Here is a 23,169-nt window from a genome sequence, read left to right as displayed (position 1 = left end):
GATCATGAGAGTACTGGTGAAGCTGAGTGGGGAAGCACTCTCGGGAGAAGGAGGCAGAGGGTTCGATCCAGAAAGAGTGAACTACATAGTCAACGAGATTAAAAGCGCCATTGAAGAAGGTTTCAAAATAGGTATCGTTGTGGGAGCAGGGAATCTCTTCAGGGGTGTCGAGCTGAAGAATCTCACCATGACAAGGGCCGATCAGATCGGTCTTCTCGGAACCGTGATGAATTCCGTATATTTGAAAGACATCTTCGAAAGATCCGGATTGAAAGCTCGAATTTATTCACAGATAGTGAATCTTCCGGATGTGGAAAGGGTGAACTACGATTCTATAGAATCTGCCCTAAGAGAAAACAGCATTCTGATCTTCGCTGGAGGCACGAGCAATCCATTTTTCACTACAGACACAGCAGCCGTTCTGAGAGCCCAGGAAATGAGAGCAAAATTGGTGGTGAAAGCCACAAAAGTGGATGGTGTGTACGATAAAGACCCAAAGAAATTTCCCGATGCGAAGAAGATCCCTCATCTCACGTTCTCAGAAGCGATGAAAATGGGGCTCAAGGTCATGGATGCCGAAGCCTTCGCTCTGTGTAAGAAGCTTGGAATTACAGTGAAGGTGATCAATTTCTTCGAACCAGGAACTCTTCTGAAAGCGCTGAAGGGAGAAGACGTGGGAAGCACCGTTGTTCCAGATTAATCCACGTATTTCCCCTTTGTTTCTCTTCCAAATATCAGAACGATCACACCGGCAAACATTGCCATCGCGGAGATCCATGCGAGGGTTTCCGCGATGCTTTTTCCTTTCTCCATCATGAAGCCTGTGTAGTAAGGAGCTATTATACCCGCTATCCTTGCCCATACTCCCGCTGCTCCGTTTCCAGTCCCCCTGAGCGACGTGGGATACAGCTCCGGTGTGTAAGCGTAGACCAGTCCCCACACTCCAAGACAGAAGAAAGAAAGGACCAAAGCAGCTGCAAGAAGCGAAGCATCTCCTCTCACGTTGGCCCACAGCAGAGCGGCAAGTCCTGTTCCTATGAAGTAAACACCAAGAGAAGCCTTTCTTCCCCATTTTTCTATGAAGTAGGCTGCCGAAAGGTACCCGGGAAGCTGTGCCACCATCATGTAGAATGTGAACCAGGAAGATTTGACAACACTCACACCCAGCGAGGAGAAGATCCTGGGAGCCCAGGTGAACAGAGCGTAATACACGAAGCTCACAACGAACCACGCTATCCAGATCACAACTGTGTCTTTCAAATGTTCCCTCTTCAAAAGAGCCAGGATGGGAACTTTCTCTTTTTTTGGAAGCTCCACCTCTTCCTCCACTCTTTTACCCAGAGACCTCTCCAGCGCTTCTTTTCCACCCTTCAAAAACGCGTACTTTGGGGTTTCGGGCATCCTAAGAAACACCGGAACAAAAAGGTACCCGATGGAGAAGATCCAGAAGACCCATCTCCAGTTCGGGAGAACATTCACTGCGAAGAGTCCTATCAGTATACTCCCAACCGCCCAGCTCGACTCCAGAAGCACAAGATACCTTCCCCTGAGTCTGATACTCGTGAATTCTGCAAGATACGCGTTGAACGAAGGCATCAAGCCTCCATACCCAAAACCCGAAAGGCCTCTCAGAACTAAAAGAGTTTCGAACGATGAGGAAAAGCCGGACAGAAAAGTGAAGGTGATCGTTACGATGAAAAAGAACAGATTGGAAACTTTCCTTCCAAGAAGGTCAGCCACGAACCCCACAGAAAGCGCTCCAAAAAGCATTCCAAGGAAGGTAGCACTTGCTATGGTAGCTCCCTGAGTAGAGGTGAGATTCCATTCCTTTATCACGTAAGGAAGCACAAAAGAAAGAAGCATAACACCGGCAGCATCGAACATCCAGGCGATAGAAGTGAGGATGAGAAACCTTCTCTGAGTTTTTCTGTCCACGTATTTTTCAACTATTTCGTCTATTCTCATCTTTTATCCCTCCTCTATCAGGAAACCTTTTTTCTTCAGCTCTCTCATGATTCTTTCCATTGTTTCTTCATCCGGTGCCTCTATGGTGTGAAGATGAACTCCTCCAGAGAGAGTTAAGAGAGGTTCTGTCTTTGCCATCTCCATCAAGTTTACAAATTTCAAGACCTCTTCCTCGGAGGAAACATCGATGATACCTCTTATTTCACCGTAAACCGGATGTTCCACAATCACATCGACTATTCTTCCACCGTTTCTCACCACACAGAGTAATTCTTCTTTTATCTCTTCTGGCGCGTGCTTCACAGCTACAAGCCTCGAGACTCCAGACTTTCCACCCGCAAGCACGTATCCCCTTGGCGTGGCCACGATGTTGTAACCAAGACTTCTCAAGTAGGCGATATCCTGAACGATCACCTGCCTGCTCACACTGAGTTCTTCTGCCAGCTGAGCTCCACTGACAGGTTCTTTTGATCTCTCGAGAATCCTTACGATGGACTTCAATCTTTCCTGTCTAACGGTTTTCATGTGCATCACCCGAGCATATTTTACACCTGCTGTAAAGAAATGCCAAGATTTCTGAGAAAGTTCGCTGTCTCGGCGGGAACTACTTTCTTGAGATCTTCCCAGCTTCTGAAGGGACGGTTCAGAATGATCTTTCTGGCGAGGGCACTTCCAATCCCTGGGATCGCTGTGAGTTCTTCCAGTGACATGGAGTTTATGAAGGAAGGGTAAGGCAGGGCAGTCACCGATCGTTCGCCATGGGAAACTACAACCACGTCCAGCACACCGCTGTGATTTCCCGGAATGCCGACGAGTATCGGATAACTCCCTAGCTGTCTTCCAAAAGAGGTTTTTCCTTCTCTGTACTCAACTATCACCTTTTTTAGAACAGTGCCGGCAGGGAAGACTCTCTTCAGCATTTCACGATCTATCTCTTCCCTTATCCTTCTTTTCCACTGATCATGAAGATAACTTTTGATTCTGTGCTTTTTATTCTTTAAATACTCGTATACCGGAGTTCCCGGATAAGCGAGAAGTTTTCTGATGTTTATCCTTCTCAGAAGATAACCTTCATCGAGAATGCGCTTCAGATATGAATAATTCTTTTTGAGGGTTTCTTCCGTTTCCCCCGGAAGACCAAAGATCAGATTCACACCGGGAAGGAGTTTTGGTATTCCATCCACCCGCACTCCACCTATCTCGTTCACAACAGCGATGGCTTTCAAAAACTCTTCCGGCGAACCCTGAACGTTGTTCTTCTTCAGGACATTTTCGTCGAAGGACTCCACTCCAAAGGAGAACACATCGCCTGGTGTGTTGTATCTGACAATGGTTTCAACTATCTTTCTACATTCCTTTTCGTATGTAACAAGGTAGGATGGGTTGGCGTTATCCGTGTGGAGAACTTCCAGATGAGGAGCTACTTCTCTGGTACCCGAGTACAGCTCTTCCAAGATCTCTGGGGAAGGCTTCCCTCCGTTTCTGTCAGATCCAAACGCCAAGATATTTGCAGCCCTTCCGAAGCGAAATGCTCTGCATCCAGCTCTGTAGAGGGACTCTATCTCTTTCAGTATGGCCTGTACATCTCGAGATTTCAACCTTCCATGGAGAAGCGGTTCTGTGCAAAAAGAACAGAACGTTCTTCTTTCACAACCTCTCGAGACTTCTATTTCGCATATGACATGCGGAAAGTTCGGATGTTTCTCAAGGACAACGGCCCCATAAGGTGCCACCGCATCGATCAGCTCATAATCGCTTTTTGCCTCTGGATCGGGTACACCCTGAAAATAGGAGACTACAAAAGCCTCCATATCTCCACTCACCAGATAATCCGCCTGTATGTCAAATCGTCTTGCCACAGATCCCCCTCTGAGTGAATATCCCCCAACTATTGGACCACCCACTATTTTTATGGGTCTTCTTGCGATGCTGAGAATCCTCTGAAGCTCTGAAAGGGTGAGAGGTGTTCCGCCCTTGTATCGACCTGGCACGGTGATTCCACCAAAAACAAAAAGAAAATCGTATTCGTTCGCAATTTCCCAGAGTGATTCCTTTCTCATTTTGTCTATGGTGACATAATCGACTTCTACATCATGAACCACAAGTGCACCTGCGAGGTACCTGACGTACGGACTCACATAAGGTGGGACACCAAAGGCGGCGGGCTCGTCTATGTAACCGTCCACTATGAGCGCTCTCATTGTCCAAGAATCACCTTTATCTCCTCAAGAGTTTTTTCATCGGCAACGATGGCTATCTTGAGTCCGTTGATGTTGACTTGTAAACCACCCTTTGGAAGGTCGTTTCCTATGAATATCTCTACCTTCTGACCGTTTTTGTAGATACCTTCTATCTCGAGCCCCGATGTTCCTTCTCTGATTATGAGGAAACGAAAGTTACTCAGGATGTCAACCAGTTCTTTTGGAAATTCCACTCCAGAGTCCACAAGAGTGTAGTCTTTCAAAATTTCATTCTTATCGGCAGAAAGCGGTTTCACTTCTTCGTAGATCAGCTTGCTCTTCGTGTCCATGTAGTTTCTTTCGATCTCTTTTGGGAATCCATCGGATGAGAGAAGCACGCGGTATTCTCCCGTGTCATGAATGTATATCTCGTACCCTTCGTTTGTTTCTTCAATTTTCAGATCTCTTCCCTGCAGAATCTCCTTGAAGGCAAGATCCTCAAGATCGAGAATGAGCATGGGAGATCTCTTCAAGGTGGTACCGGATCCCATGTAACAGCTCTGACCCAGTCTCACCCAGTTCACACTGACGGGTTCGTGTACCAGAACCATCTTGTCCGCTCCCCACTTGTACACCTCTTCGTATCTGAAACGGCTTTTCAAACCAATTTCAACCATTATCCTCTTCGCGTAATAGTTCGCGTACATCCACTTTTCCACGATTTCAGGTAGTGCAAAAATCGTAGCTGCGAGGAAAAACAAAACTACCAGAACGTACTTTTTCACACTATCACCATCCATCGCTCACTACTTCCACTGTTTTTATGTAATCTATTAACTCTTTAACAACAGGATTTTGTTTTTGAACAACTTTTCGAGACGGAGAGACAGGGAAAATGTCGAGGACTACAGAAAGAAGCAGCAGGGAAACTGCGATCCCAGCGAAAACTGTTGAAAGGACGAGTTTCTTTCGCCTTTTTTTCAGGATCTTCCTCATCAGACGTTCACTTGGAACGTACTCGCATCGTATTCTGTAGAGAGTGATAGCCTCCCTGTAAACTCGGTAATCTCTGAGGAGTTCCTCAGGAAGCCCCTCTATGGGCTCTTCACCGTCAAGAATCCTGTTCAATCTGTCATCTTTCAACAGTTTCACCCTCTTTCAACAAGTTTCCCAGCCTCTTTCTTGCGTAGTGAAGACGGCTTTTTACAGTTCCAACAGGTTTTTGCAAAACGGACGCTATTTCTTCATAGCTCAACCCGTCTATATCCCTCAGTTTTATGAGCAGCCTGTCCTCCGGTGAGAGCTTTTCCAGAGCCTTTTGAACCCTCTCAGCGGTGATTGAGCGAAGCACTTCATCGAGTACGTTCTCTTTCGCTTCTGGCTGGATATAGATTTCTTCCTCGTTGTCTTTCTCCTGAAAATCTGTCAAAAACTCGTTTCTCTTCTTGTACTTCTGAAGGTAGTCCTTACAGACATTCACGGCTATCCTGTAGATCCACGTAGAGAGCTTCGAATCACCTCTGAATTTCTTTATCCCTTTGAAAATCCTCAAAAACACATCCTGAACGACATCATCCACATCGTCGGTGTTCAAAAAGCTCTTTGCTATACTCCCTATTTTTGGAGCGAATTCTCTGTATAGAACCTCGTATGCCCAGTCTTCTTTCCTTTTGAGGGCTTCGACGAGTTTTTTTTCGTTCAAAACCGTTTCCTCCTCGTATTAAGACTTTCCCCTCAGATTGAGGGTTCATACACCTTCTCCACGAATGGAGAAGTCATAGCCTTCAAAAGACAGGAGTAAGTCATTCTGAATCTGAACACGTCACCGACTTTCACATCTCCAAAATCCGTAACATCGAGGACGATATGATCGCTCGAAGCGTGCAGTACCTCAACTCCTTTGTCCACGGGAATGAGCCCTCTGCTGTCTATATCTTGCTCTCCAAGAGCGCAGATCGCTCTTTTCCTTATACCCCTGTCCACGAAGTCAACCTTCCTTCCAAAGACATCGAGTCCTCTCTTTCCCAGGGGGACGGAGGGTTTCTCCTTCACTTCTATCACTTCAGCCTCGATCAGAAAGGTGTTCTGAGAAAGCCAGTCTATGACTCGATTGTTCGTTATGTCCCTTCCCAGAACAATGGCCTCTCCTATCCTGAGCTGGTTTATTCCCTCAGGAATCTCTCCATTCTCCAGTGCGTAGAGCGCCGGAGTGTTTCCACCGGAGACTATCTCTATGTTGAATCCGTGATTTTTTTCCAGCTTTTCCTTTATATCGAGCAGGATTTCGAACTTTTCTCTCGTTGGTATGATACCACCGTAGCATCCAAAATTGGTGCCTATTCCCACGATGTTGGCTCCCCTGCATTGAGCTATTTCTTCAACGGCCTTCTCAAACCAAACACCTTCTCTGAGATCTCCCACGTCTATCATGTATATGATCTTCACGTTTCTCTTCATCTCTCTGGAGAGCTCATCCACTTTCTTTGCTACATCAGGATCGGAGACCATTATGTAATCGAAGTGCTTCACATCTTCAACAAGTTCACTCATCATGGGAAGTCTCAGGAGCATGAACGGTCCTTCGATTCCCGCTTTTTTCATTCTGAGAACGTTCCTTATCCTGGACTCACCCAGTATCCCGATACCCGCTTTTCTGAGCGTTTCCGCAAAACGGGGATCACCAAGAGTCACCTTGGTAACACCAACTATTTCTATACCTCTTCTGGAAGCCATTTCGACCACTTTTCTTGCGTTTTCTTCTATCTCTTTTAGATTTATCAGAAGCCTGGGATACACCATCAACACCTCACTTTATAGTAGAATAGTTACGTGGAGGTGATCACAAGTTATGATGAAAAAGATCGAAGAAGCAAGGACGTTTATAAGTGAAAGAACGAACCTTTCACCGGACATTTTGATCATCCTGGGATCCGGTTTTGGGCCTTTCATAGAAAAAGTGGAAGACCCTGTTATTATAGATTATAAAGATATTCCTCACTTCCCACAACCTACCGTGGAAGGTCACAGCGGGAAACTCGTTTTTGGAAGAATAAGCGATAAGCCAGTTATGATCATGGCAGGAAGGTTTCACCTTTATGAGGGTCACGATCCAGCAACGGTGGCTTTTCCCGTGTATCTGGCAAAATACGTGGGAGTGAAAGGTGTCGTTGTAACCAACGCCGCCGGTGCGATAAACCCGGAGTTCAAACCTGGAGAAATCATTCTGGTGAGAGACATAATAAACTTCATGTTCAGAAATCCTCTCAGAGGTCCAAACGACGAAAAGATAGGTCCGAGGTTTCCCGATATGTCCTCGGTTGTTGATCCTGAATGGGCGAGGAAAATCCAGGAAAGACTCAGCCTGAAGGAAGGGGTTTACATCGGTGTCCTTGGACCAAGTTACGAGACGCCAGCTGAGATACGCGTCTTTGAAAAGCTCGGAGCTGATCTTGTTGGGATGTCAACCGTTCCAGAAGTGATCGCTGCAAAACATTGTGGACTCAAAGTGGTTGTATTCTCCTGTGTGACGAACATGGCAGCCGGTATCACCCACGGAAGACTGTCACACGAAGAAGTGGTGAGAACAACGAAAATGGCACAGGGTAAAATAGAAAAAGCTCTCACCACTGCAGTGGAGGTGTTCTAAGTGGACGAGATCGTCAAAGTGCTCTCTCAACACGATAGAATACTCGTCGTAGGTCACATAATGCCAGATGGTGATTGTGTGAGTTCCGTTCTGAGCCTCACACTCGGACTGGAAAAATTAGGAAAAGAAGTGAAGGCTGCTGTAGATTACAAAATTCCTTACGTATTCGAGAAATTCCCTTACATAGATAAAATAGAAGAGAATCCGAATTTTGATCCGGAGCTTCTTGTGGTGGTCGATGCCTCCTCTCCCGACAGAATCGGAAAGTTTCAGGATCTCCTGGATAAGGTTCCTTCTGTTGTGATCGATCACCACTCAACGAACACGAATTTCGGAAACTGGAACTGGGTGGATCCGTCTTTTGCAGCCACCGCTCAGATGATATTCAGAATCAACAAGGCACTTGGTGTAGAGTACGATTCGAACCTTGCCACTTTGAACTACCTTGGGATCGCAACCGACACAGGGTTTTTCAGGCACTCCAACGCAGATGTCAGAGTGTTCGAAGACGCTTACAAACTGGTGAAGATGGGAGCAGATGCACATTTCGTTGCCAAAGAGATCCTGGAGAACAAGAGATTCGAACAGTTCAAACTGTTCGCTGAAGTCCTCGAAAGACTCCAGCTGCTTGAAAATGGAAAGATCGCTTACTCCTACATCGATTACGACACCTATCTCAGACACAACTGCACCGATGAGGACAGCGCGGGATTTGTCGGTGAGCTTCGTTCCATAAGAGGCGTGGAAGTGGCTGTGCTCTTCATGGAGTTTCCACGTGGTAAAATACATGTCAGCATGAGATCAAAAGACTGGTTCAACGTCAACGAGGTTGCCTTTGAGCTTGGAGGAGGGGGGCACCCTCGAGCAGCGGGTGTGACTTTCGAGGGGAAGAAAATAGAAGAAGTGATTCCCAGGGTTATAAATCATCTCTTGAAGAAGTTCAAAGAAGGTGTGGAAAGTGAGAGTGAAAAAATTCCTGAGGGAGACGTACTGGGGGGATGAATTTCTCATAGAAGATGACGGTGAAGATCAAGTTTTGAAAATCGTAAGAGCTCCCGTGGATAGATCTTTCTTCTTCAACGAATACGCGAAATTGAAACGTCTCAATCTGCCAAACGTTCTTCTGCCTGAAAAGTTGAAAATCTCTGATGGGAAGTTCCTGCTGTTCTATCCCTACTACCACAACCTCGCACCTCTCGAAAATCTGAGCGATCAGGTCGCAAAGCAGCTTCTCAAGCTGTTTCTCTTTCTCTCGAAAGTGGGCGTCACTATTCCCGCGCTCGGGATGGACGACATACTGGTGAACGACGGAGTTTTTTTGATCCCTGCACTCATCTCGAACATTCCGGACGATGTGAAGGGCGTTGTTTTTTCTCCAGAGAGATCTTCCCGGGCAACCGAAGAAGTGTGCAGGCGTTTTTTGAAAATCCACGGAATAGAACCTCATCTGGAGACCAGAGAGCCCTCGTTCGACTCCAGAGAGATCAGAATTCCCTACATTCACAGGAAAGAAGAAGAACTGATAAAAAGAGACATAGAAATTGCTCAAAAATTTCCTTTCTTCATTCTTATTACAGGTGAACAGAGAGTGGGGAAGACAAAACTCGCGTCTGTTCTCGTCGATGGTTTGAGAGAACAAGGATACATGGTTCATCAAATCACCTCTCTCGAAGATCTCCGCGTGTGGTATGATGCTTCAGACGAACTCGATCTTCTCACCAAACTCGACGACGGTCAAAAAAAGGTGATCTTGATCGACGACTTGTTTGAAGGTTCAGACTTGTTATCGTTTCTCGAGGAGTTTTCCGGACTCTCCACTATCACCAAAATAATCGTTCTAACAACTTCTACAAAGGCTTTTCAATTCTTCCACAAGGTGTACAGGCTCTCTCCTTTCACAGTTGAGGAAACTCGTATCTTTCTTGAGAGAGCGATTGGAAAAATCAGCGAGGATCAAGTTAAGTTGATTCACAGTCTCAGCAAGGGATTACCGGGATACATGGTAGAATTGTTGAAATTCTTCAACAAGTCCAATCTCAGAGAAAACATCGTTGGAATCTTCAAACCTCTTCTTCGAGAGCTGGATTCCCCAGAAATCAGAGAACTGAGCGTTCTGGGGCAGAAGTTCACTGGAACTGAACTGAAGGTGCTTGAAAAGATAACCGGAAAAGACTACCATGACACTTTGATGTCCGCATATGATTCTGGTGTGATAACGACAGAAGAAGGACTCTACAGATTCGCACTTAGAGAATTCTGGAAATACTACTACAACAAGCTTTCAGAGAACAAAAAGAAAAATCTCCACGAAAAACTGTTCGAAAATCTCCCGGACGACCTCGCAATAAAACACGCCCTGTCTCTGGAGGACCCAAGATTAAAGTTTTTCTACGTGCTGAGATACGTGAGAAAGCACTTCTGGGATTATGAAAAGACCAGATCGCTCATTGAATACCTGAGAAGACTGGAAGAGTTTTTCGAAAAGCCCTATTATTCCATAGAAAGCTTGAAGATGAAGCTTATTTTCAGAATAGATCCTCTGGGTGTAGAAAAGGAGAATTTTCATTTTCGCAGATTCAAAACTCTCAGAAATCCAGATGTCGAATCGATCTTGCAAAAAGACTCACTGTCTTATTATGATCTCTACAATCTCGTCGTTCTTTCCCGTTTTCACATAAGAGCGGGAAAGAAAGCCCCTCAGGAAATTCTCAACACCATCAAAAGAGAGCTCAAAGAGAAAAACTTCTCCACAAGAGAAAGGCTTTATCTGAAGGCTCATCTTCTCTACGATCTCTTTTCTTCAACTGAAGATCGGGAAGCACTGAAAGAGATGATGAACATTGCCACCTCGGAAGGTTTCCTCGACCTTCAAGTGATGGGTTACAGAGCTTTGGGAGTTCTTTCAAGAACGAGAGCGATGAGCAACTACTACTTCCATCACTCTTTAGAGCTTTCAAGAAAAATAGACCCATCACTTTCCATCGTGGACGAAAGCAATTTGACATGGAGCTTGCTCTACGAGGGAAAAATAACGAACTTCCTCGTCCAGCTTGAAAGACTGAGAAAACAGGCAAGGCTCTTTGAAGACATGCCCATCCTTTCTTACACCTACTTTCTCGAAGGGCTCTACTACATCCACAAGAAAGATTTCCAAAAAGCAGAAGAAGTTTTCAGAACAGAACTCGAACTGGAAGAAAAACACGGAATAGAAAGAAGAGCACTCAGAGGACTGGTCATGAACTACCTGTTTTCTGGAGACGTTGAATCCGCTAAAAGTCTTCTGGAAAAGGATGAACCCGAGTTCGATAGATTCGGATTCAATTTTCTCAAGAGGCTGGTCCTTGCAAAAGACGATTCAGAGCTCTTGAAAATCTGGAAAGAAAGGCTTGAAACTCCTCAGAAATTCTTCAACGAAGAAATCGCTTATGTTTTTACAGAAAGGTTAGCAAAACTGGATCCAGAAGGCTTTGAAGAATTCCTCCTCGAACTTGAAAGGGAAAATGTCGAAAATTCTTCAAATCTCACACTCGCTCTGGTTTATGAAACCTTTTACAAATTCTACAGTGCCCTTGGAGAAAACTTCAAAGCCAAGCGTTATCTCAGAAGGGCGATTTTTGTTTACAACCTGATAGGCTTGAGAGAAGTTTCGGTCAAGCCGGAAGTGGAAGAAAAAACTCAAATTGAAGAGAAAAAAGCACCGTTTTATCTATTGCTGGGTTTCATAGAAACAGAAAAGGAATTTTCTGATATGATGGAGTTTGCTTCGGCAAGGCTTTCAGAAGTAATTCCATACGAAGTTTTTTCAATTCGAATAATTGAGAGAACAACGAAAAAGGTGATGGAAGAATATTCAACATCTCCAATCACTCCACCTATGGAGAAGGACTTCCTCGAAATTTCACCCTTCAGAACGGTCATGTCCTTCCATCTCGATATGAAGCACGACATGATCGTTGGTGTCGAGACCAACCTTGAATGTGACGAAAAGACAGCCTGGGAGCTGGTGGAAACGCTCGAACAATTTGGAAACATTCTCACCACCATTCTCAGAGAACGTCTCTACAGAGACAGAAGTATGAAGGATCCTCTCACGGGAGTTCTGTCCAGGTGGTACTTCATGGAACGTCTTGAGGAAGAGGCGTACAAATCTTCGAGGTATAAATCTCCCCTTTCCATCATTATGTGCGATGCCGATGACTTCAAAAAGATAAACGATCAATTTGGACACGTTGCGGGTGACAAAACTCTCGGCTGGCTGGGAAGAAAGATGAAGTCCGTTTTGAGAAAGAGCGATCTTGTGGGAAGATACGGAGGGGAAGAGTTCATTATAGCTCTCCCGGGAACTTCCCTGGAAGAGGCAAAGATTGTAGCAGAGAAGCTGAGAAAGGCCGTTATGGAAGATCCAGAGAACACCTATCACATCACTCTGAGTTTTGGAGTGGCAGAATACAAAAACGGCGAGGACCCCTTTGAAACAATAAAAAGGGCCGATGAGGCCCTCTACCTGGCAAAAATTCTTGGAAAGAACTCTGTGGTCACAGAGAAAGTACTTTCTCGACGATCTTCTTGAATTCTTCTTCTATTACGGTTCCTCTCTTATAAACCACCGCAGGCCTTCCTTCGTCTGAGAGGGAAACCACCTCTGGATCCATGGGTATCCTGGCAATGAGAGGGATACCAAATTCTTCTGCCAGTTTTTCTGTCTCTCCCTTTCCAAAAACGTATATCTTCTCACCACAGTTTGGGCAGACCAGATAGGACATGTTTTCCACCAGTCCGAGTATCTTTCCACTCAATCTTTTGACAAAGTTTATCGCTCTTCTCACATCGTCTCCAGCCACTTTTTGAGGAGTGGAAACGACTATCACAGCGTCAGGTTTTATTATTTGAAAGGTGGAAAGCGCTTCGTCCCCTGTTCCCGGTGGAAGGTCACAGATCAGGTAGTCGAGGTCACCCCATTCTACATCTCTTGTGAGCTGTTCAATCGCCTTGTGTTTGAGAGGACCTCTCCATATGACGGGAGCACCTTCCTGGAGAATCATTGCTAGTGAAAACACTTTCAAAGAATCTCCATACTTTGCTGGAACGATCTTTTCACCTTCGGAAGGTGGCAGAGAAACACCGAGCATCCTTTGAACGTTTGGTCCGTGGAGGTCGAGATCGAGAAGACCAACCTGGTAACCCTCAGCCGCCAGTGCAACAGCGAGGTTCACCGCTACAGTAGTTTTTCCAACGCCACCTTTACCACTCATCACAGCTATCTTCTTCGTTTTTTCCATTCTCAACACCTCAAGACGCAAGAGCTTCTTTCGCTATCTTCACGTATTCTTTGAAAGCTTCAGGATCGTTCACCGCGAGTTCAGAGAGCATCTTTCTGTTTATGGAAACGCCGGCAAGTTTCAAACCGTGAATGAGCTCGCTGTATTTGAGTCCTTCGTTCCTTGCAGCGATGTTGATTCTTGTGATCCAGAGCTTTCTCATATCTCTCTTCTTCTGCTTTCTTCCAACATAGGAGTACCATTTCGACCTTACGTACATCTGCTTGGCGAGTTTGTACCTTCTGCTGAGAGCACCTCTGTATCCCTTAGCGGCTTTCAAATATTTCTTTCTCTTCTTTTTCGCGTGCACAGCTCTTTTTACGCGCATGACTTATCCCTCCTCACTTTTTTCCAAGAAGTCTGAGAACTCTGTTTTTATCTGCACTGGAAACCACGTCTTTCTTTCTGAGCGCTCTGAGGGCATTTCTTCTTTTCTTTCCCGTTTTATGACTTCTGTAAGCGTGATTTCTCATTATCTTACCGTTCTTTGTTATCCTGAATCTTTTCGCGGCACTTCTGTTTGTCTTCACCTTCGGCATATCCAGGACCTCCTTCACGAATTTTTGGGTTTCAGCACCATCCACATGTCTCTTCCTTCCATCTTGGGAGGACTTTCCACCGTAGCCAGATCTTCCGTGTCTTTGATAACCCTTTCCAGGATCTCTTTGCCCTTTTCAGCGAACATCATCTCTCTTCCTATGAACATTACAACTACCCTGACTTTATGACCATCTTCCAGGAATCTCCTTATATGTTTCACCTTGGTTTGATAGTCGTGCTCGTCAATCTTCAAGCGAAACTTCATCTGTTTCATCTGAACAGGCTTCTTCTTGTTTTCTTTCTGTTTCTTTGTGAGCTGGTACTTGTACTTTCCGTAGTCCATAATTCTGGCAACAGGCGGATTCTCGTTGGGAGCAACGAGAACAAGATCGAGTCCCTTCTCCCTCGCAAGTTCCAGAGCTTTTCTGGTTGGCATGACACCTATCATCTTTCCATTTTCGTCTACTACTCTGACTTTTGGAGCCTTTATCTGCTCGTTTCTCGGAAGATCCGTGTTTACACCGATACCTATCGCCTCCTTCAGTCATAAAAAATAGCGGGCAAAAAGCCCGCTTCCCCTTGAAGCTGAATCTTTCAGGGATATTTACCCTGGTAGCCTCTTGCCCCAGGGTGGGAAGCCGGGCTGGCCTCCACTTGCTTTTTCCTAAAAAAATCTGGTGGGCCGTGCAGGACTCGAACCTGCAACCCCCTGATTAAGAATCAGGTGCTCTACCTGTTGAGCTAACGGCCCACCTCATATTCCTTCCGGGAGTGGTGCCCCCGGGAGGAATCGAACCTCCATCTGCGGATTAGGAATCCGCCGTTCTATCCGTTGAACTACGGGGGCCCCCGCTGGTGGAGCCGATGGGACTTGAACCCACGACCTCTACCGTGCCATGGTAGCGCTCTCCCAGCTGAGCTACGGCCCCACCTCGTCTTTATATTATATCACAATCCCTTTCCTTTGAAAAGACCAGTTCAGACACGCCGAAGAAGATTATAGCATGAGTACGAAATATGGTCAATCCCCAGAAGGACTTTTTATTTTTTCGGATTTTTCTTTCTTAGATCAACACGCCTTCATTTTCCAAAACTTTGAACTACGAAACTTCTGTTTCTTGACTTTGTTGAAGTTGTTCTCATATAATAAAGTAACAAACTCTTTTTTGGGGGTATAAACCATGAGGTTGAGAAAGTCTTTTTTCGTTTCCATTTTAGCAGCTTTCATGGTATTAGTCATTCTATCAGGATGTGCGCAGCCTTCTTTGGTACCATCCTCCGAAAAGATAACAGCGGAGATTCATCTTACATTGAACTTTCCTTTTACAAAAGCCTTCCAAGATGAACTTCCCATAAGCAAATTCCAAGTGAGAGTCCTGAACAGTTCAGGAACGGTGATTTATTCAGGGGAATTCACCTCCTCAGAAATTTCTATAACAGTTCAAACCTATCCCGGTGTGCATACGATAGAGGTAGAAGCTTATACGGACAATTCAGAACTCTATGATAAAGAAACAAAAATAATGGAAGGTTCCTCTCAGGTGAATCTTAGAGATGGAGCAAATGATGTTTTTATAGCTCTCGAGTTCCTTTCCGGTCAATTTAGTCTCAACATGAGCTTGAATCCTGATGCTCCTTACATAATAGAAAGTTCTGAGATCCAAATGGTGCATTCCGCAAATAATTCTGAGTTGAACCTTGATCACACTGTAAATTCAACAGAGGATACTTATACAATCTCTGATCTCGAACCGGGAGTATGGCACATCGTTTATTCAGCTACTTTAACCAACATTAACGATAATACTGTGACAAACCTACAAGAAGAGTTCGACGTCACAATTTATCCCGCAAGGATGAGTGAGATAAATTTTAGTGTAGGGGATGATCTTGTTTTAACAAATCCCCAAATAACGATAACAGCATCGCTTCCATACCTACCACCTGTGAGCAATCTGACAGCGAGTTTGGAAAACGAGGAAATAGTCCTCAGCTGGGATTACAATATAGAGAATGCGGTGTTCATGGTGCATAAAAAGTACGTTTCTGAAAATTTCTGGAGATATGTAGGTGAGACAACAGAAAAATTCTTTTCCATTCCCCTTGTGCAAGGTGATGAAGAGATAGCGATGGTCGGTGTAAACGCTGTAGCAAACGGTATGGAAAGCGGCATAACTTACGTTGGCCCTGCTTACATCGTAGACTTTGAATATGGAATTCCAGTTGATTGGATCCTGGGAGGAGATGCCTTACCGTTTGTTCAGGATTCCGTTTTCTATGAAGGAAACCATTCTCTTCAGTTCGGTGACATAGACAACTACGAAAAAAGCTGGGTGGAGTTCACAGTGAACTACAATGTACCAGTTATCCTATCCTTCTGGGTGAAAGTGAGCAGTGAGGAAGATTTCGACTATTTCAGGTTCTATGTTGACAACGTGCTCTGGGACGAACTTTCTGGAGAGGTGGACTGGACACCGCTGGCGTACCTTCTCCCACCCGGGGAGCACACGATAAGATTCGCGTACAAGAAAGATTCCAGCGTTTCCGAAGGATACGACACAGCCTGGGTGGATTACATCATTATACAACCTGAAGAACAAATTTCAACAACTTCAGCACAGATAATCGCAGATAATGAGACTCACGTGGTCGGGAGAATCGGTTACATAGACGTTCAGGTGGTTGATGAATCGGGTGTACCCATTCCTGGGGTGAACGTCCAGTTATTATACCAAGAATCTGATGGAAACTGGTATCCACTTTCTGACGCTATCACAGAAGAGAACTCCTTCACCACGGATAGCAATGGAATTGCAAAGATAAGGATTTGGCCGGTTCAAAGCGGTACTGTGACATTCAAAGCTCGTCTTGTTGGAAATCCTTCAATTGAAACTCAATTCGATGTAACGTTTCAGGGTTTAAACTGGTTCTTCCTCGTCTGGATGTGTGCTGACAACAATCTGGAATCATTTGCCTTGAACGATTTGAGTGAAATGTTGAATTCAAATGAAAACGTTTCTGTTGTGGTAATTTTCGATGGTTTCTTCCATAGTGATTGGATATACGTTCTAAACGAAGAAGGAGAATGGGAAGGGGGACCGGCAGATGCTGAAATCGATTCTGGAAATATATCAGAATTGATCAATTATATGGAATATGCAAGCAATTTGGAAGCTTCACACCGCGCCATTATTCTCTGGGATCATGGAAACGCATGGCTTTACGACGCAAAAGCCAGGTATTCACCAAGAGCCATATGCTTCGATGAGACTTCAGGTAATCACATCACCACCCCAGAACTCCGCCAAGCTTTGGAAGAATACAACAGCTACGGACTTCCGCGCATCGATATCCTGGGAATGGACGCGTGTCTAATGGGATCCATAGAAGTTCTCTACGAATTGAGAGGTTTGGTTGACTACATTGTTGCCTCCAGTTTCACAGAACCTGGCGACGGGTGGGATTACAGCTTCCTGGCGAACATAACTTCTTCTGACGATGCTCTCGATGTTGGAATGAAGATAGTTGATGCCTACAGAAATTTCTATGATGAGACATTTTGGGAGAATTATGGTCTGAGTCTAGCAGTTTACGACGCCAATCAAGTCACTGGTGTAACCGATTCTTTGAACAGCTTAGCGAGCAGGCTCGTTTCCATCATGGATGATTCTCTAAGAATCACAATAAACAGTTTCTATCCAAGTTTGATGCAGTACTATCCCGACTACAATCTGCTTGTGGATCTCAACAATTGTGCGATTTCTATGCAAGACATAAACAACTCTGATGTTCAAACCTATGCTAATGAAGTATCACAATCCCTCGAACAGCTGGTTATTTACGAATATGCCGAAAAATCAGGTACCTCAATAGAAAATCCTGTAAGTATATTCATGCCAGACGATCCAGATTCCCTAATTTATTGGGGAAGCGACTACAATTCTCTTCTTTTCTCCCAGGAACTCCTGTGGTCCAATTTCCTTGAATCTTGGCATCAGACAGGTGACGTTTTGTCCTACAAATCAGGGGCAACTGCTTTCTTAGGCAATTCTCTAAAGAAAAAGGAATTGAAATCTCCTTTCCTATCACTCAGAAGGTTGCTACGAGATCTTCCAGAATAGTGAACAAAATCTAAATCCAGAATAATACAAAAAGCCCGGCCTTTTTGACCGGGCTGAATATCTTTTGAACAGAACTGGTGGCCAGGGGCGGAATCGAACCGCCGACACCTGGATTTTCAGTCCAGTGCTCTACCAACTGAGCTACCTGGCCACCTGACATCTCTGGTGGGAGCGGCAGGACTTGAACCTACGACCTCCTGCTTGTAAGGCAGGCGCTCTTCCCCTGAGCTACGCTCCCACCGCATTGAATATATTACCTTAAAATTTTGAGTTAGTCAACCTCTGGCTCTTCCGTCAGAACGCGCTTTTGCTTTTTCAGGTTCTTCAGAGCGTACATCTGAAGATCCGCGTTTTGAACAATACCTTCCACGTTTTCACCGGGTTTCCAGGTCTCTATTCCATAAGAAAATTCTACCGGGAGTCCCACTGGGTTGAAAATTAATTTTTTCTCGAGTCTTTTCACAATGTTTTCAACAGTTTTTTTGTCGGTATCCGGAAAAGCAACAAGGATTTCGTCTCCGCCGAATCTAACCGCACAATCGGTTTTCCTGATGTTTTTGATGATCTCACTTGCAACGTACTTCAAAAGTTTGTCGCCTATTCTGTGAGAATACTTATCGTTGATGGTTTTGAAATCGTCCAGATCGATGATGAGAAAAGAAATGCCTTTTCCACTCTTTCTTTTTTGCCTTTCCATTTCCCTTGGGAGCCACTCCTCAAAGAAGTAGTACCTCGTGTAAAGTCCTGTGAGATAGTCTTTTATGGCTATTTCTTTTAATCTCTTGAAGATTTTTGTTACGCCAAAAAAGGTAACCACTATCCCAACAAGTATGATATTATATCCAAATGTTCCGTTGATCTCTGTAAGTAAAAGCCCCCCTGTTATGATAGAAACTCCAAGTTCCAGAAAATAACTCCCCAGGCTCCTTGCGTACTTTCTCACGATAACGACGAAGAAGAAAAGAGGCACAGCAGCCGTTAAATGGGTGATCATCTTTATCAACGAGGCTCACCCCCCACTTCGTATTTTCCAATGAAGACCTTCAAATCCTTTGGAAACACCAGAAGATGTGGAGGGATCACAAGGTAAAAACCCTCACGAATCGCTTCTACAAAGAAGCTGTGCTGTTCTCCTTTACCTTCGAGCTTCACTTCCACGGTGGTTGTGGCTTGATCGCTGGGTGAAAAGATCCATCCAGAAAAAACGATTCCCTTTTGGAATTCGTCTTCGAAAAGAGTAAAATATTTCACAAGGAACGACCTGGTTCCCGTGCTCTCGTAGAGTTCCTCGGGAAAATCCACCGAGAGCGGCACAAGATACAGGAAATCCCCAAAAGAAATTGAAAGCAGAACAGAAACAATCAAAAAAGCCAGTGATTTTCTCACGTCGCTCACCCCCGGAGGTGGTAGAGGTGAACATCTTTGAAGCGATTGAAAACAGGCACTCAGTGCGGGATTTTTTGGAAAGGAAAATGCCGGAGAGAGTAAAAGATGATATTGAAAATCTTTTAGTAAAGTTTATCACAAAGAAACTGGACTGGAAAATAAATCTTTCCTCATTTCCAAGTTACATTTACGCAAAAGCTGAAAAACATTTTGACGAACTCGTCGAATACGGTTTTCAGGGAGAACAAATAGTCCTTTTTCTCACAGCGCAGGGTTTTGGAACGTGCTGGATGGCCCGATCACCCCATCCTGATGTTCCTTACATCATCGTCTTCGGATATCCCAGGACCAGAAATTTCACCAGAAAGAGAAGACCCATCACCTCCTTTCTCGAAAACGACCTGGAAGAACTTCCACCCGAGATCGTAAAAATCGTTGAGATGACGATCCTGGCACCGTCTGCCCTGAACAGACAGCCGTGGAAAATCAAATACACCGGCGGTGAACTCTGCATCTCTTCGGAAAGGCCTGTAGACCTGGGAATAGCCCTGTCACACGCGTACCTCACAGCCCGGGAGATATTCAAAAGAGAACCTGTGATACAAAAAAGAGGGGAGGATACGTATTGTTTGATCCTGAATCCTTGAAGAAATTAGCGATAGAAATAGTCAAAAAATCCATAGAAGCGGTTTTTCCCGACAGAGCAGTGAAAGAAACGCTGCCGAAGTTGAACCTCGATCGAGTGATTCTCGTTGCCGTTGGGAAAGCAGCGTGGCGAATGGCAAAAGCTGCTTATGAAGTTCTTGGGAAGAAGATAAGAAAAGGTGTGGTTGTAACAAAGTACGGCCACAGCGAAGGACCGATAGATGATTTTGAAATCTACGAGGCAGGCCATCCGGTTCCCGATGAAAACACCATAAAAACCACCAGGAGAGTCTTAGAACTTGTTGATCAGCTGAATGAGAACGACACAGTCCTTTTTCTTCTTTCTGGAGGAGGTTCTTCCCTCTTCGAGTTGCCTTTAGAAGGAGTGTCTCTCGAAGAAATTCAAAAACTAACCAGCGCTCTCTTGAAAAGTGGTGCAAGCATAGAAGAGATAAACACCGTGAGGAAACACCTGTCGCAGGTGAAAGGTGGTCGATTCGCGGAGAGGGTGTTTCCCGCTAAAGTCGTAGCGCTCGTCCTCTCCGATGTACTCGGTGACAGACTGGACGTGATAGCATCCGGTCCTGCCTGGCCTGATAGCTCCACCTCCGAAGACGCTCTGAAAGTTCTGGAAAAGTACGGAATAGAAACCAGCGAATCGGTGAAAAGAGCGATCCTTCAGGAGACTCCAAAACATCTATCGAACGTGGAGATACATTTGATAGGAAACGTTCAAAAGGTGTGTGACGAAGCGAAGAGTTTGGCAAAAGAAAAAGGGTTCAACGCGGAGATAATAACCACTTCTCTGGACTGTGAAGCCAGAGAAGCGGGAAGATTCATAGCGAGCATCATGAAGGAGGTCAAGTTCAAAGACAGACCTCTGAAAAAACCAGCCGCGTTGATCTTCGGTGGAGAAACAGTCGTTCATGTGAAAGGAAACGGCATCGGAGGAAGAAACCAAGAACTTGCCCTCTCAGCAGCGATAGCCCTCGAAGGGATAGAAGGAGTGATTCTGTGTTCAGCAGGAACAGATGGAACGGACGGCCCCACAGACGCAGCTGGAGGAATCGTGGATGGAAGCACGGCAAAAACGCTGAAAGCAATGGGAGAAGACCCCTACCAGTATCTGAAGAACAACGATTCGTACAACGCTCTGAAAAAATCTGGAGCGCTCTTGATAACAGGACCTACGGGAACGAACGTCAACGACTTGATAATAGGCCTCATCGTCTAGTTTTCGCCAGAACATAAACGAAAACTTTGCTGACTCCATTCCTGAAAAGGGTTTCCACGCAGTCTCTTACACTGGTTCCCGTCGTCAAAACATCGTCTATCAGTATCACGTTCTGAGGAGGATCTTTCTTACAGATGAATCTTCCGGTTCTTTTCCTCTCTTCTTTGCTCTTTTCCACCTGTCTTCCTTCCGACACGTTTTCCAGAACAGCGTCAAACGGTATGCCCAACTCTTTGCTTATCCTCTTCGCTAGAAGTCTCATGTGATCGAAGCCTCTGTCTTCGAGAGAATCAAGCGAAGAAGGAACCCATGTGATGAGGTTGGCTTCTCTGGGAAAATAACTGTAAAGTTTCAGAAAAAGCTTCACCAATGTTCCGGAAAGAGAAACTTCACCATGATATTTGTAAAGCCTTATGATGCGTTCAATTTCATCCGTGTAGTCAGAGTACACAAAAAGCTCGTATTTTCTGTGAACTTCACGATAAAAAGAAGGTCCATTTTTGAGGACCTTCTCTTCGCAGTTCTCACACAAAGATCTGAGTGGTGACACTTCCTTGCCACAGAGAAGGCAGTTATTCTCAAAAAGATAGTTCAGCACCTTCTCCAGATTCTTCTCGAATCTATCCAGGATACCTTCTTTACCCCCTTTTGTTTCAGCTCGGCTTTCTCTTCATCAGAGATGGGAAAGTTGAACGCCACCTCCGTGCCCGAAAGGTCAATTTTCTCAAGGGCATTTATGACATCGCTTCTGTTCAGTTCCACAACGTGAAGGACGAGTTTTCCTTCTTTCGTCACAGCGCAGCTGTCGAAAACCGGGTGCATAGAGAGCACCTCTGTGAAGTCGTTTGTTGGAACGGGTTCTCTCAGGTATCCAGACGCTCCCAAAAGAACGAGGCCCTCTTCTTGATGGAGCAAGTCCTTTATCCTCAAACCCTCCACATCACCTTCGAAATCCTCTGCCAGGATGAAGTCAAACTTCTTCTCTCCTCTGAACACACCTTTGAGTGCGAAAACACCACCCTCGATTTCTGGAAGATCACCCGTCGATGAAGCGTAAACGATCTTCCCGTTTTTAACCAGAACGCACGCTTTCTGGGGCAGGAACCTTATCAGATGCGAAGCGAGACCGATATCCTCAACCAGTTCTGGAGGAATGCTCACTGGCAGGAGACTGACAGGCGCTTTGATACCCTCTTGTAACCTTTCCAGGACGATTGCTTTCCAATCCTTTATGAAAAATAGATCAGACAGGCTCTCAAGAACTTCGGAATGAACTTTCAAAAAATGTGCAAGCCCTTTGAGAAGAAGGTACCTCCTAGTTTGAAGGGAAACGTCCCCCGCTCTTTCTATCTCAGAGAAGGTGAGTTTCAAATCTTCCAAAGTGGTCACCACAAGCTTTTCACGATAATTCTTGATCGCCTTTAGGAAAAGGAGAGTTCTGTTCTCATCGATGGTCGAAAGTATCTTTTCCTCTCGTTTCTCGGAAGGCAAATCTCTCCAGTTCAGATAAAGAAGATCGAAGTCGTCTCTTTCAAACGGTCTTATCCTGGGGATTCTATCTTTGAGAATCTCGAAGCAATCGTTATCAGCGAAGATTTCGTATGTTTCATCGAGTCTATCGAGAATTTCGATCAGTTCGTCTTCGAATCTGGAGACACTCAGAAGGATTCTCACAACTATACCTCCCTATTTGGTGTGTTTATGCGCAATTTTCGTGGCGGCGAACGAATCAGGTTTTATCTGATAGGGGTACCCAACCCCCTTCACGTAACCTATCACACTGGACACGAGATCTTTTGTGAGACCTTCGTAACCTATGTCGAGGTGCACAACAGGTTTTCCCAGCTTCAATATCTCCTCTACGAATCTTGCCATCTCGAGACTCATCTCCGCTTCTTTGAAGATCCTCGAATACAGATCTTTTCCATTTCCGTCCCTGTACACCGTGTAAAAGTAAGTGGCACCGCTCCCAAAACGATACACAACAAGTGCCGTGGCGTATATCACTTTCCCGTCCTTCACATCACTGTCCGTCCCGACGAACACGCTGTATTTGTATCCTTCTGTGAACTTTTTTATGAGCTCTCGAACCGTTCTGTAATCCACTTTTCCCCAGGTTGGACTCTTCAAATAA

Annotated in this window: 23 protein-coding genes and 5 tRNA genes; 7 read left to right on the top strand and 21 right to left on the bottom strand. The window is 45.1% G+C overall.

Going from position 1 to position 23,169, the window contains the following annotated elements; genetic code table 11:
* The first annotated feature begins 4 nt into the window (after positions 1 to 4).
* The gene (gene pyrH, locus TM_RS08165) at positions 5 to 700 is read left to right on the top strand and encodes a UMP kinase (protein WP_004082051.1); all 696 of its coding nucleotides are present in this window, start codon (positions 5 to 7) and stop codon (positions 698 to 700) included.
* Here the strand turns inward: pyrH and TM_RS08160 are convergent.
* Genes TM_RS08160 through TM_RS08130 form a run of 7 tightly spaced genes read right to left on the bottom strand, consistent with a single transcriptional unit; the run spans position 697 to position 6,944 of the window.
* The gene (locus TM_RS08160; protein ID WP_004082050.1) at positions 697 to 1,965 is read right to left on the bottom strand and encodes an MFS transporter; all 1,269 of its coding nucleotides are present in this window, start codon (positions 1,963 to 1,965) and stop codon (positions 697 to 699) included. The two genes, pyrH and TM_RS08160, sit on opposite strands and share 4 nt — an antisense overlap.
* A gap of 3 nt (positions 1,966 to 1,968) precedes the next feature.
* Positions 1,969 to 2,496, bottom strand: coding sequence for a transcription repressor NadR (locus TM_RS08155; RefSeq protein ID WP_004082049.1), 528 nt, complete (start codon positions 2,494 to 2,496; stop codon positions 1,969 to 1,971).
* 14 nt (positions 2,497 to 2,510) lie between these two features.
* The gene (locus TM_RS08150) at positions 2,511 to 4,166 is read right to left on the bottom strand and encodes a radical SAM protein (RefSeq protein WP_004082048.1); all 1,656 of its coding nucleotides are present in this window, start codon (positions 4,164 to 4,166) and stop codon (positions 2,511 to 2,513) included.
* Positions 4,163 to 4,945, bottom strand: coding sequence for a hypothetical protein (locus TM_RS08145; RefSeq protein WP_004082047.1), 783 nt, complete (start codon positions 4,943 to 4,945; stop codon positions 4,163 to 4,165). The genes TM_RS08150 and TM_RS08145 overlap by 4 nt, the downstream gene beginning before the upstream one ends.
* Positions 4,935 to 5,297, bottom strand: coding sequence for a hypothetical protein (locus TM_RS08140; RefSeq protein ID WP_010865369.1), 363 nt, complete (start codon positions 5,295 to 5,297; stop codon positions 4,935 to 4,937). Before TM_RS08140 ends, TM_RS08145 begins: the two co-directional genes overlap by 11 nt.
* Positions 5,278 to 5,847 (bottom strand): RNA polymerase sigma factor, encoded by a 570-nt coding sequence (locus TM_RS08135; protein WP_004082042.1) that lies wholly within the window; start codon positions 5,845 to 5,847, stop codon positions 5,278 to 5,280. The genes TM_RS08140 and TM_RS08135 overlap by 20 nt, the downstream gene beginning before the upstream one ends.
* Before the next feature lie 32 nt (positions 5,848 to 5,879).
* Complete coding sequence (locus TM_RS08130; RefSeq protein WP_004082040.1) at positions 5,880 to 6,944, bottom strand: lysine racemase; 1,065 nt, start codon at positions 6,942 to 6,944, stop codon at positions 5,880 to 5,882.
* Between the two features lie 49 nt (positions 6,945 to 6,993).
* Here TM_RS08130 and TM_RS08125 point away from each other — a divergent pair, with 49 nt between their 5' ends.
* The 3 genes from TM_RS08125 to TM_RS08115 are packed head-to-tail and all read left to right on the top strand — an operon-like array spanning position 6,994 to position 12,361.
* Positions 6,994 to 7,791: a purine nucleoside phosphorylase I, inosine and guanosine-specific gene (locus TM_RS08125; RefSeq protein ID WP_004082038.1), complete on the top strand. Its 798-nt coding sequence runs from the start codon at positions 6,994 to 6,996 to the stop codon at positions 7,789 to 7,791.
* The gene (locus TM_RS08120) at positions 7,792 to 8,793 is read left to right on the top strand and encodes a DHH family phosphoesterase (RefSeq protein WP_004082036.1); all 1,002 of its coding nucleotides are present in this window, start codon (positions 7,792 to 7,794) and stop codon (positions 8,791 to 8,793) included.
* Positions 8,750 to 12,361 (top strand): diguanylate cyclase, encoded by a 3,612-nt coding sequence (locus tag TM_RS08115; protein ID WP_004082035.1) that lies wholly within the window; start codon positions 8,750 to 8,752, stop codon positions 12,359 to 12,361. Before TM_RS08120 ends, TM_RS08115 begins: the two co-directional genes overlap by 44 nt.
* On the opposite strand, the gene TM_RS08110 is transcribed toward TM_RS08115, so the two are convergent.
* From TM_RS08110 to TM_RS08080, 7 genes are all read right to left on the bottom strand, one after another.
* A complete protein-coding gene (locus TM_RS08110; protein WP_004082033.1) occupies positions 12,327 to 13,070 on the bottom strand; it encodes an Mrp/NBP35 family ATP-binding protein in 744 nt (247 codons plus the stop codon). The two genes, TM_RS08115 and TM_RS08110, sit on opposite strands and share 35 nt — an antisense overlap.
* A gap of 10 nt (positions 13,071 to 13,080) precedes the next feature.
* Positions 13,081 to 13,437: a 50S ribosomal protein L20 gene (gene rplT / locus TM_RS08105; RefSeq protein WP_004082031.1), complete on the bottom strand. Its 357-nt coding sequence runs from the start codon at positions 13,435 to 13,437 to the stop codon at positions 13,081 to 13,083.
* Positions 13,438 to 13,450: 13 nt separating this feature from the next.
* On the bottom strand, positions 13,451 to 13,648 hold the full coding sequence (rpmI, locus tag TM_RS08100; protein WP_004082029.1) for a 50S ribosomal protein L35: 198 nt from the start codon (positions 13,646 to 13,648) through the stop codon (positions 13,451 to 13,453).
* Between the two features lie 14 nt (positions 13,649 to 13,662).
* Positions 13,663 to 14,097, bottom strand: a complete 435-nt coding sequence (gene infC / locus TM_RS08095) for a translation initiation factor IF-3 (RefSeq protein WP_004082027.1) — start codon at positions 14,095 to 14,097, stop codon at positions 13,663 to 13,665.
* 227 nt (positions 14,098 to 14,324) lie between these two features.
* Positions 14,325 to 14,400, bottom strand: a tRNA-Lys gene (locus TM_RS08090).
* Positions 14,401 to 14,421: 21 nt separating this feature from the next.
* Positions 14,422 to 14,496, bottom strand: a tRNA-Arg gene (locus tag TM_RS08085).
* Between the two features lie 6 nt (positions 14,497 to 14,502).
* Positions 14,503 to 14,578, bottom strand: a tRNA-Ala gene (locus tag TM_RS08080).
* A gap of 252 nt (positions 14,579 to 14,830) precedes the next feature.
* Here TM_RS08080 and TM_RS08075 point away from each other — a divergent pair.
* Complete coding sequence (locus TM_RS08075; protein WP_004082025.1) at positions 14,831 to 17,770, top strand: clostripain-related cysteine peptidase; 2,940 nt, start codon at positions 14,831 to 14,833, stop codon at positions 17,768 to 17,770.
* Positions 17,771 to 17,845: 75 nt separating this feature from the next.
* Here TM_RS08075 and TM_RS08070 read toward each other — a convergent pair.
* From TM_RS08070 to TM_RS08055, 4 genes are all read right to left on the bottom strand, one after another.
* A tRNA-Phe gene (locus TM_RS08070) sits at positions 17,846 to 17,921 on the bottom strand.
* 12 nt (positions 17,922 to 17,933) lie between these two features.
* A tRNA-Val gene (locus TM_RS08065) sits at positions 17,934 to 18,008 on the bottom strand.
* Positions 18,009 to 18,041: 33 nt separating this feature from the next.
* Positions 18,042 to 18,764 (bottom strand): GGDEF domain-containing protein, encoded by a 723-nt coding sequence (locus tag TM_RS08060; protein WP_010865367.1) that lies wholly within the window; start codon positions 18,762 to 18,764, stop codon positions 18,042 to 18,044.
* A gap of 5 nt (positions 18,765 to 18,769) precedes the next feature.
* A complete protein-coding gene (locus TM_RS08055) occupies positions 18,770 to 19,156 on the bottom strand; it encodes a hypothetical protein (protein WP_004082020.1) in 387 nt (128 codons plus the stop codon).
* A gap of 26 nt (positions 19,157 to 19,182) precedes the next feature.
* On the opposite strand from TM_RS08055, the gene TM_RS08050 reads away from it, so the two are divergent.
* The gene (locus TM_RS08050; RefSeq protein ID WP_004082018.1) at positions 19,183 to 19,803 is read left to right on the top strand and encodes a nitroreductase family protein; all 621 of its coding nucleotides are present in this window, start codon (positions 19,183 to 19,185) and stop codon (positions 19,801 to 19,803) included.
* Positions 19,782 to 21,035, top strand: coding sequence for a glycerate kinase type-2 family protein (locus TM_RS08045; protein ID WP_004082016.1), 1,254 nt, complete (start codon positions 19,782 to 19,784; stop codon positions 21,033 to 21,035). The genes TM_RS08050 and TM_RS08045 overlap by 22 nt, the downstream gene beginning before the upstream one ends.
* Here the strand turns inward: TM_RS08045 and TM_RS08040 are convergent.
* The 3 genes from TM_RS08040 to TM_RS08030 are packed head-to-tail and all read right to left on the bottom strand — an operon-like array spanning position 21,025 to position 23,165.
* Complete coding sequence (locus TM_RS08040) at positions 21,025 to 21,633, bottom strand: ComF family protein (protein WP_004082014.1); 609 nt, start codon at positions 21,631 to 21,633, stop codon at positions 21,025 to 21,027. The two genes, TM_RS08045 and TM_RS08040, sit on opposite strands and share 11 nt — an antisense overlap.
* On the bottom strand, positions 21,627 to 22,709 hold the full coding sequence (locus TM_RS08035) for a hypothetical protein (RefSeq protein WP_004082012.1): 1,083 nt from the start codon (positions 22,707 to 22,709) through the stop codon (positions 21,627 to 21,629). Before TM_RS08035 ends, TM_RS08040 begins: the two co-directional genes overlap by 7 nt.
* 12 nt (positions 22,710 to 22,721) lie before the next feature.
* Positions 22,722 to 23,165 (bottom strand): ribonuclease H-like YkuK family protein, encoded by a 444-nt coding sequence (locus tag TM_RS08030; RefSeq protein WP_004082010.1) that lies wholly within the window; start codon positions 23,163 to 23,165, stop codon positions 22,722 to 22,724.
* Between the last annotated feature and the right edge of the window lie 4 nt (positions 23,166 to 23,169).

This window comes from Thermotoga maritima MSB8 (genome assembly GCF_000008545.1).
GTDB lineage: Bacteria > Thermotogota > Thermotogae > Thermotogales > Thermotogaceae > Thermotoga > Thermotoga maritima.
This window is presented reverse-complemented; position numbering and strand designations above follow the sequence as displayed.

Coding starts and splice junctions, on each gene's coding strand:
- pyrH (WP_004082051.1), top strand. CDS start 5: ATGAGAGTACTGGTGAAGCTGAGTGGGGAAGCACTCTCGGGAGAAGGA.
- TM_RS08155 (WP_004082049.1), bottom strand. CDS start 2,496: ATGCACATGAAAACCGTTAGACAGGAAAGATTGAAGTCCATCGTAAGG.
- TM_RS08145 (WP_004082047.1), bottom strand. CDS start 4,945: ATGGATGGTGATAGTGTGAAAAAGTACGTTCTGGTAGTTTTGTTTTTC.
- TM_RS08110 (WP_004082033.1), bottom strand. CDS start 13,070: ATGGAAAAAACGAAGAAGATAGCTGTGATGAGTGGTAAAGGTGGCGTT.
- infC (WP_004082027.1), bottom strand. CDS start 14,097: ATGATAGGTGTCATGCCAACCAGAAAAGCTCTGGAACTTGCGAGGGAG.
- rplT (WP_004082031.1), bottom strand. CDS start 13,437: ATGCGCGTAAAAAGAGCTGTGCACGCGAAAAAGAAGAGAAAGAAATAT.
- TM_RS08150 (WP_004082048.1), bottom strand. CDS start 4,166: ATGAGAGCGCTCATAGTGGACGGTTACATAGACGAGCCCGCCGCCTTT.
- TM_RS08160 (WP_004082050.1), bottom strand. CDS start 1,965: ATGAGAATAGACGAAATAGTTGAAAAATACGTGGACAGAAAAACTCAG.
- TM_RS08060 (WP_010865367.1), bottom strand. CDS start 18,764: ATGATCACCCATTTAACGGCTGCTGTGCCTCTTTTCTTCTTCGTCGTT.
- TM_RS08075 (WP_004082025.1), top strand. CDS start 14,831: ATGAGGTTGAGAAAGTCTTTTTTCGTTTCCATTTTAGCAGCTTTCATG.
- TM_RS08130 (WP_004082040.1), bottom strand. CDS start 6,944: ATGGTGTATCCCAGGCTTCTGATAAATCTAAAAGAGATAGAAGAAAAC.
- TM_RS08125 (WP_004082038.1), top strand. CDS start 6,994: ATGATGAAAAAGATCGAAGAAGCAAGGACGTTTATAAGTGAAAGAACG.
- rpmI (WP_004082029.1), bottom strand. CDS start 13,648: ATGCCGAAGGTGAAGACAAACAGAAGTGCCGCGAAAAGATTCAGGATA.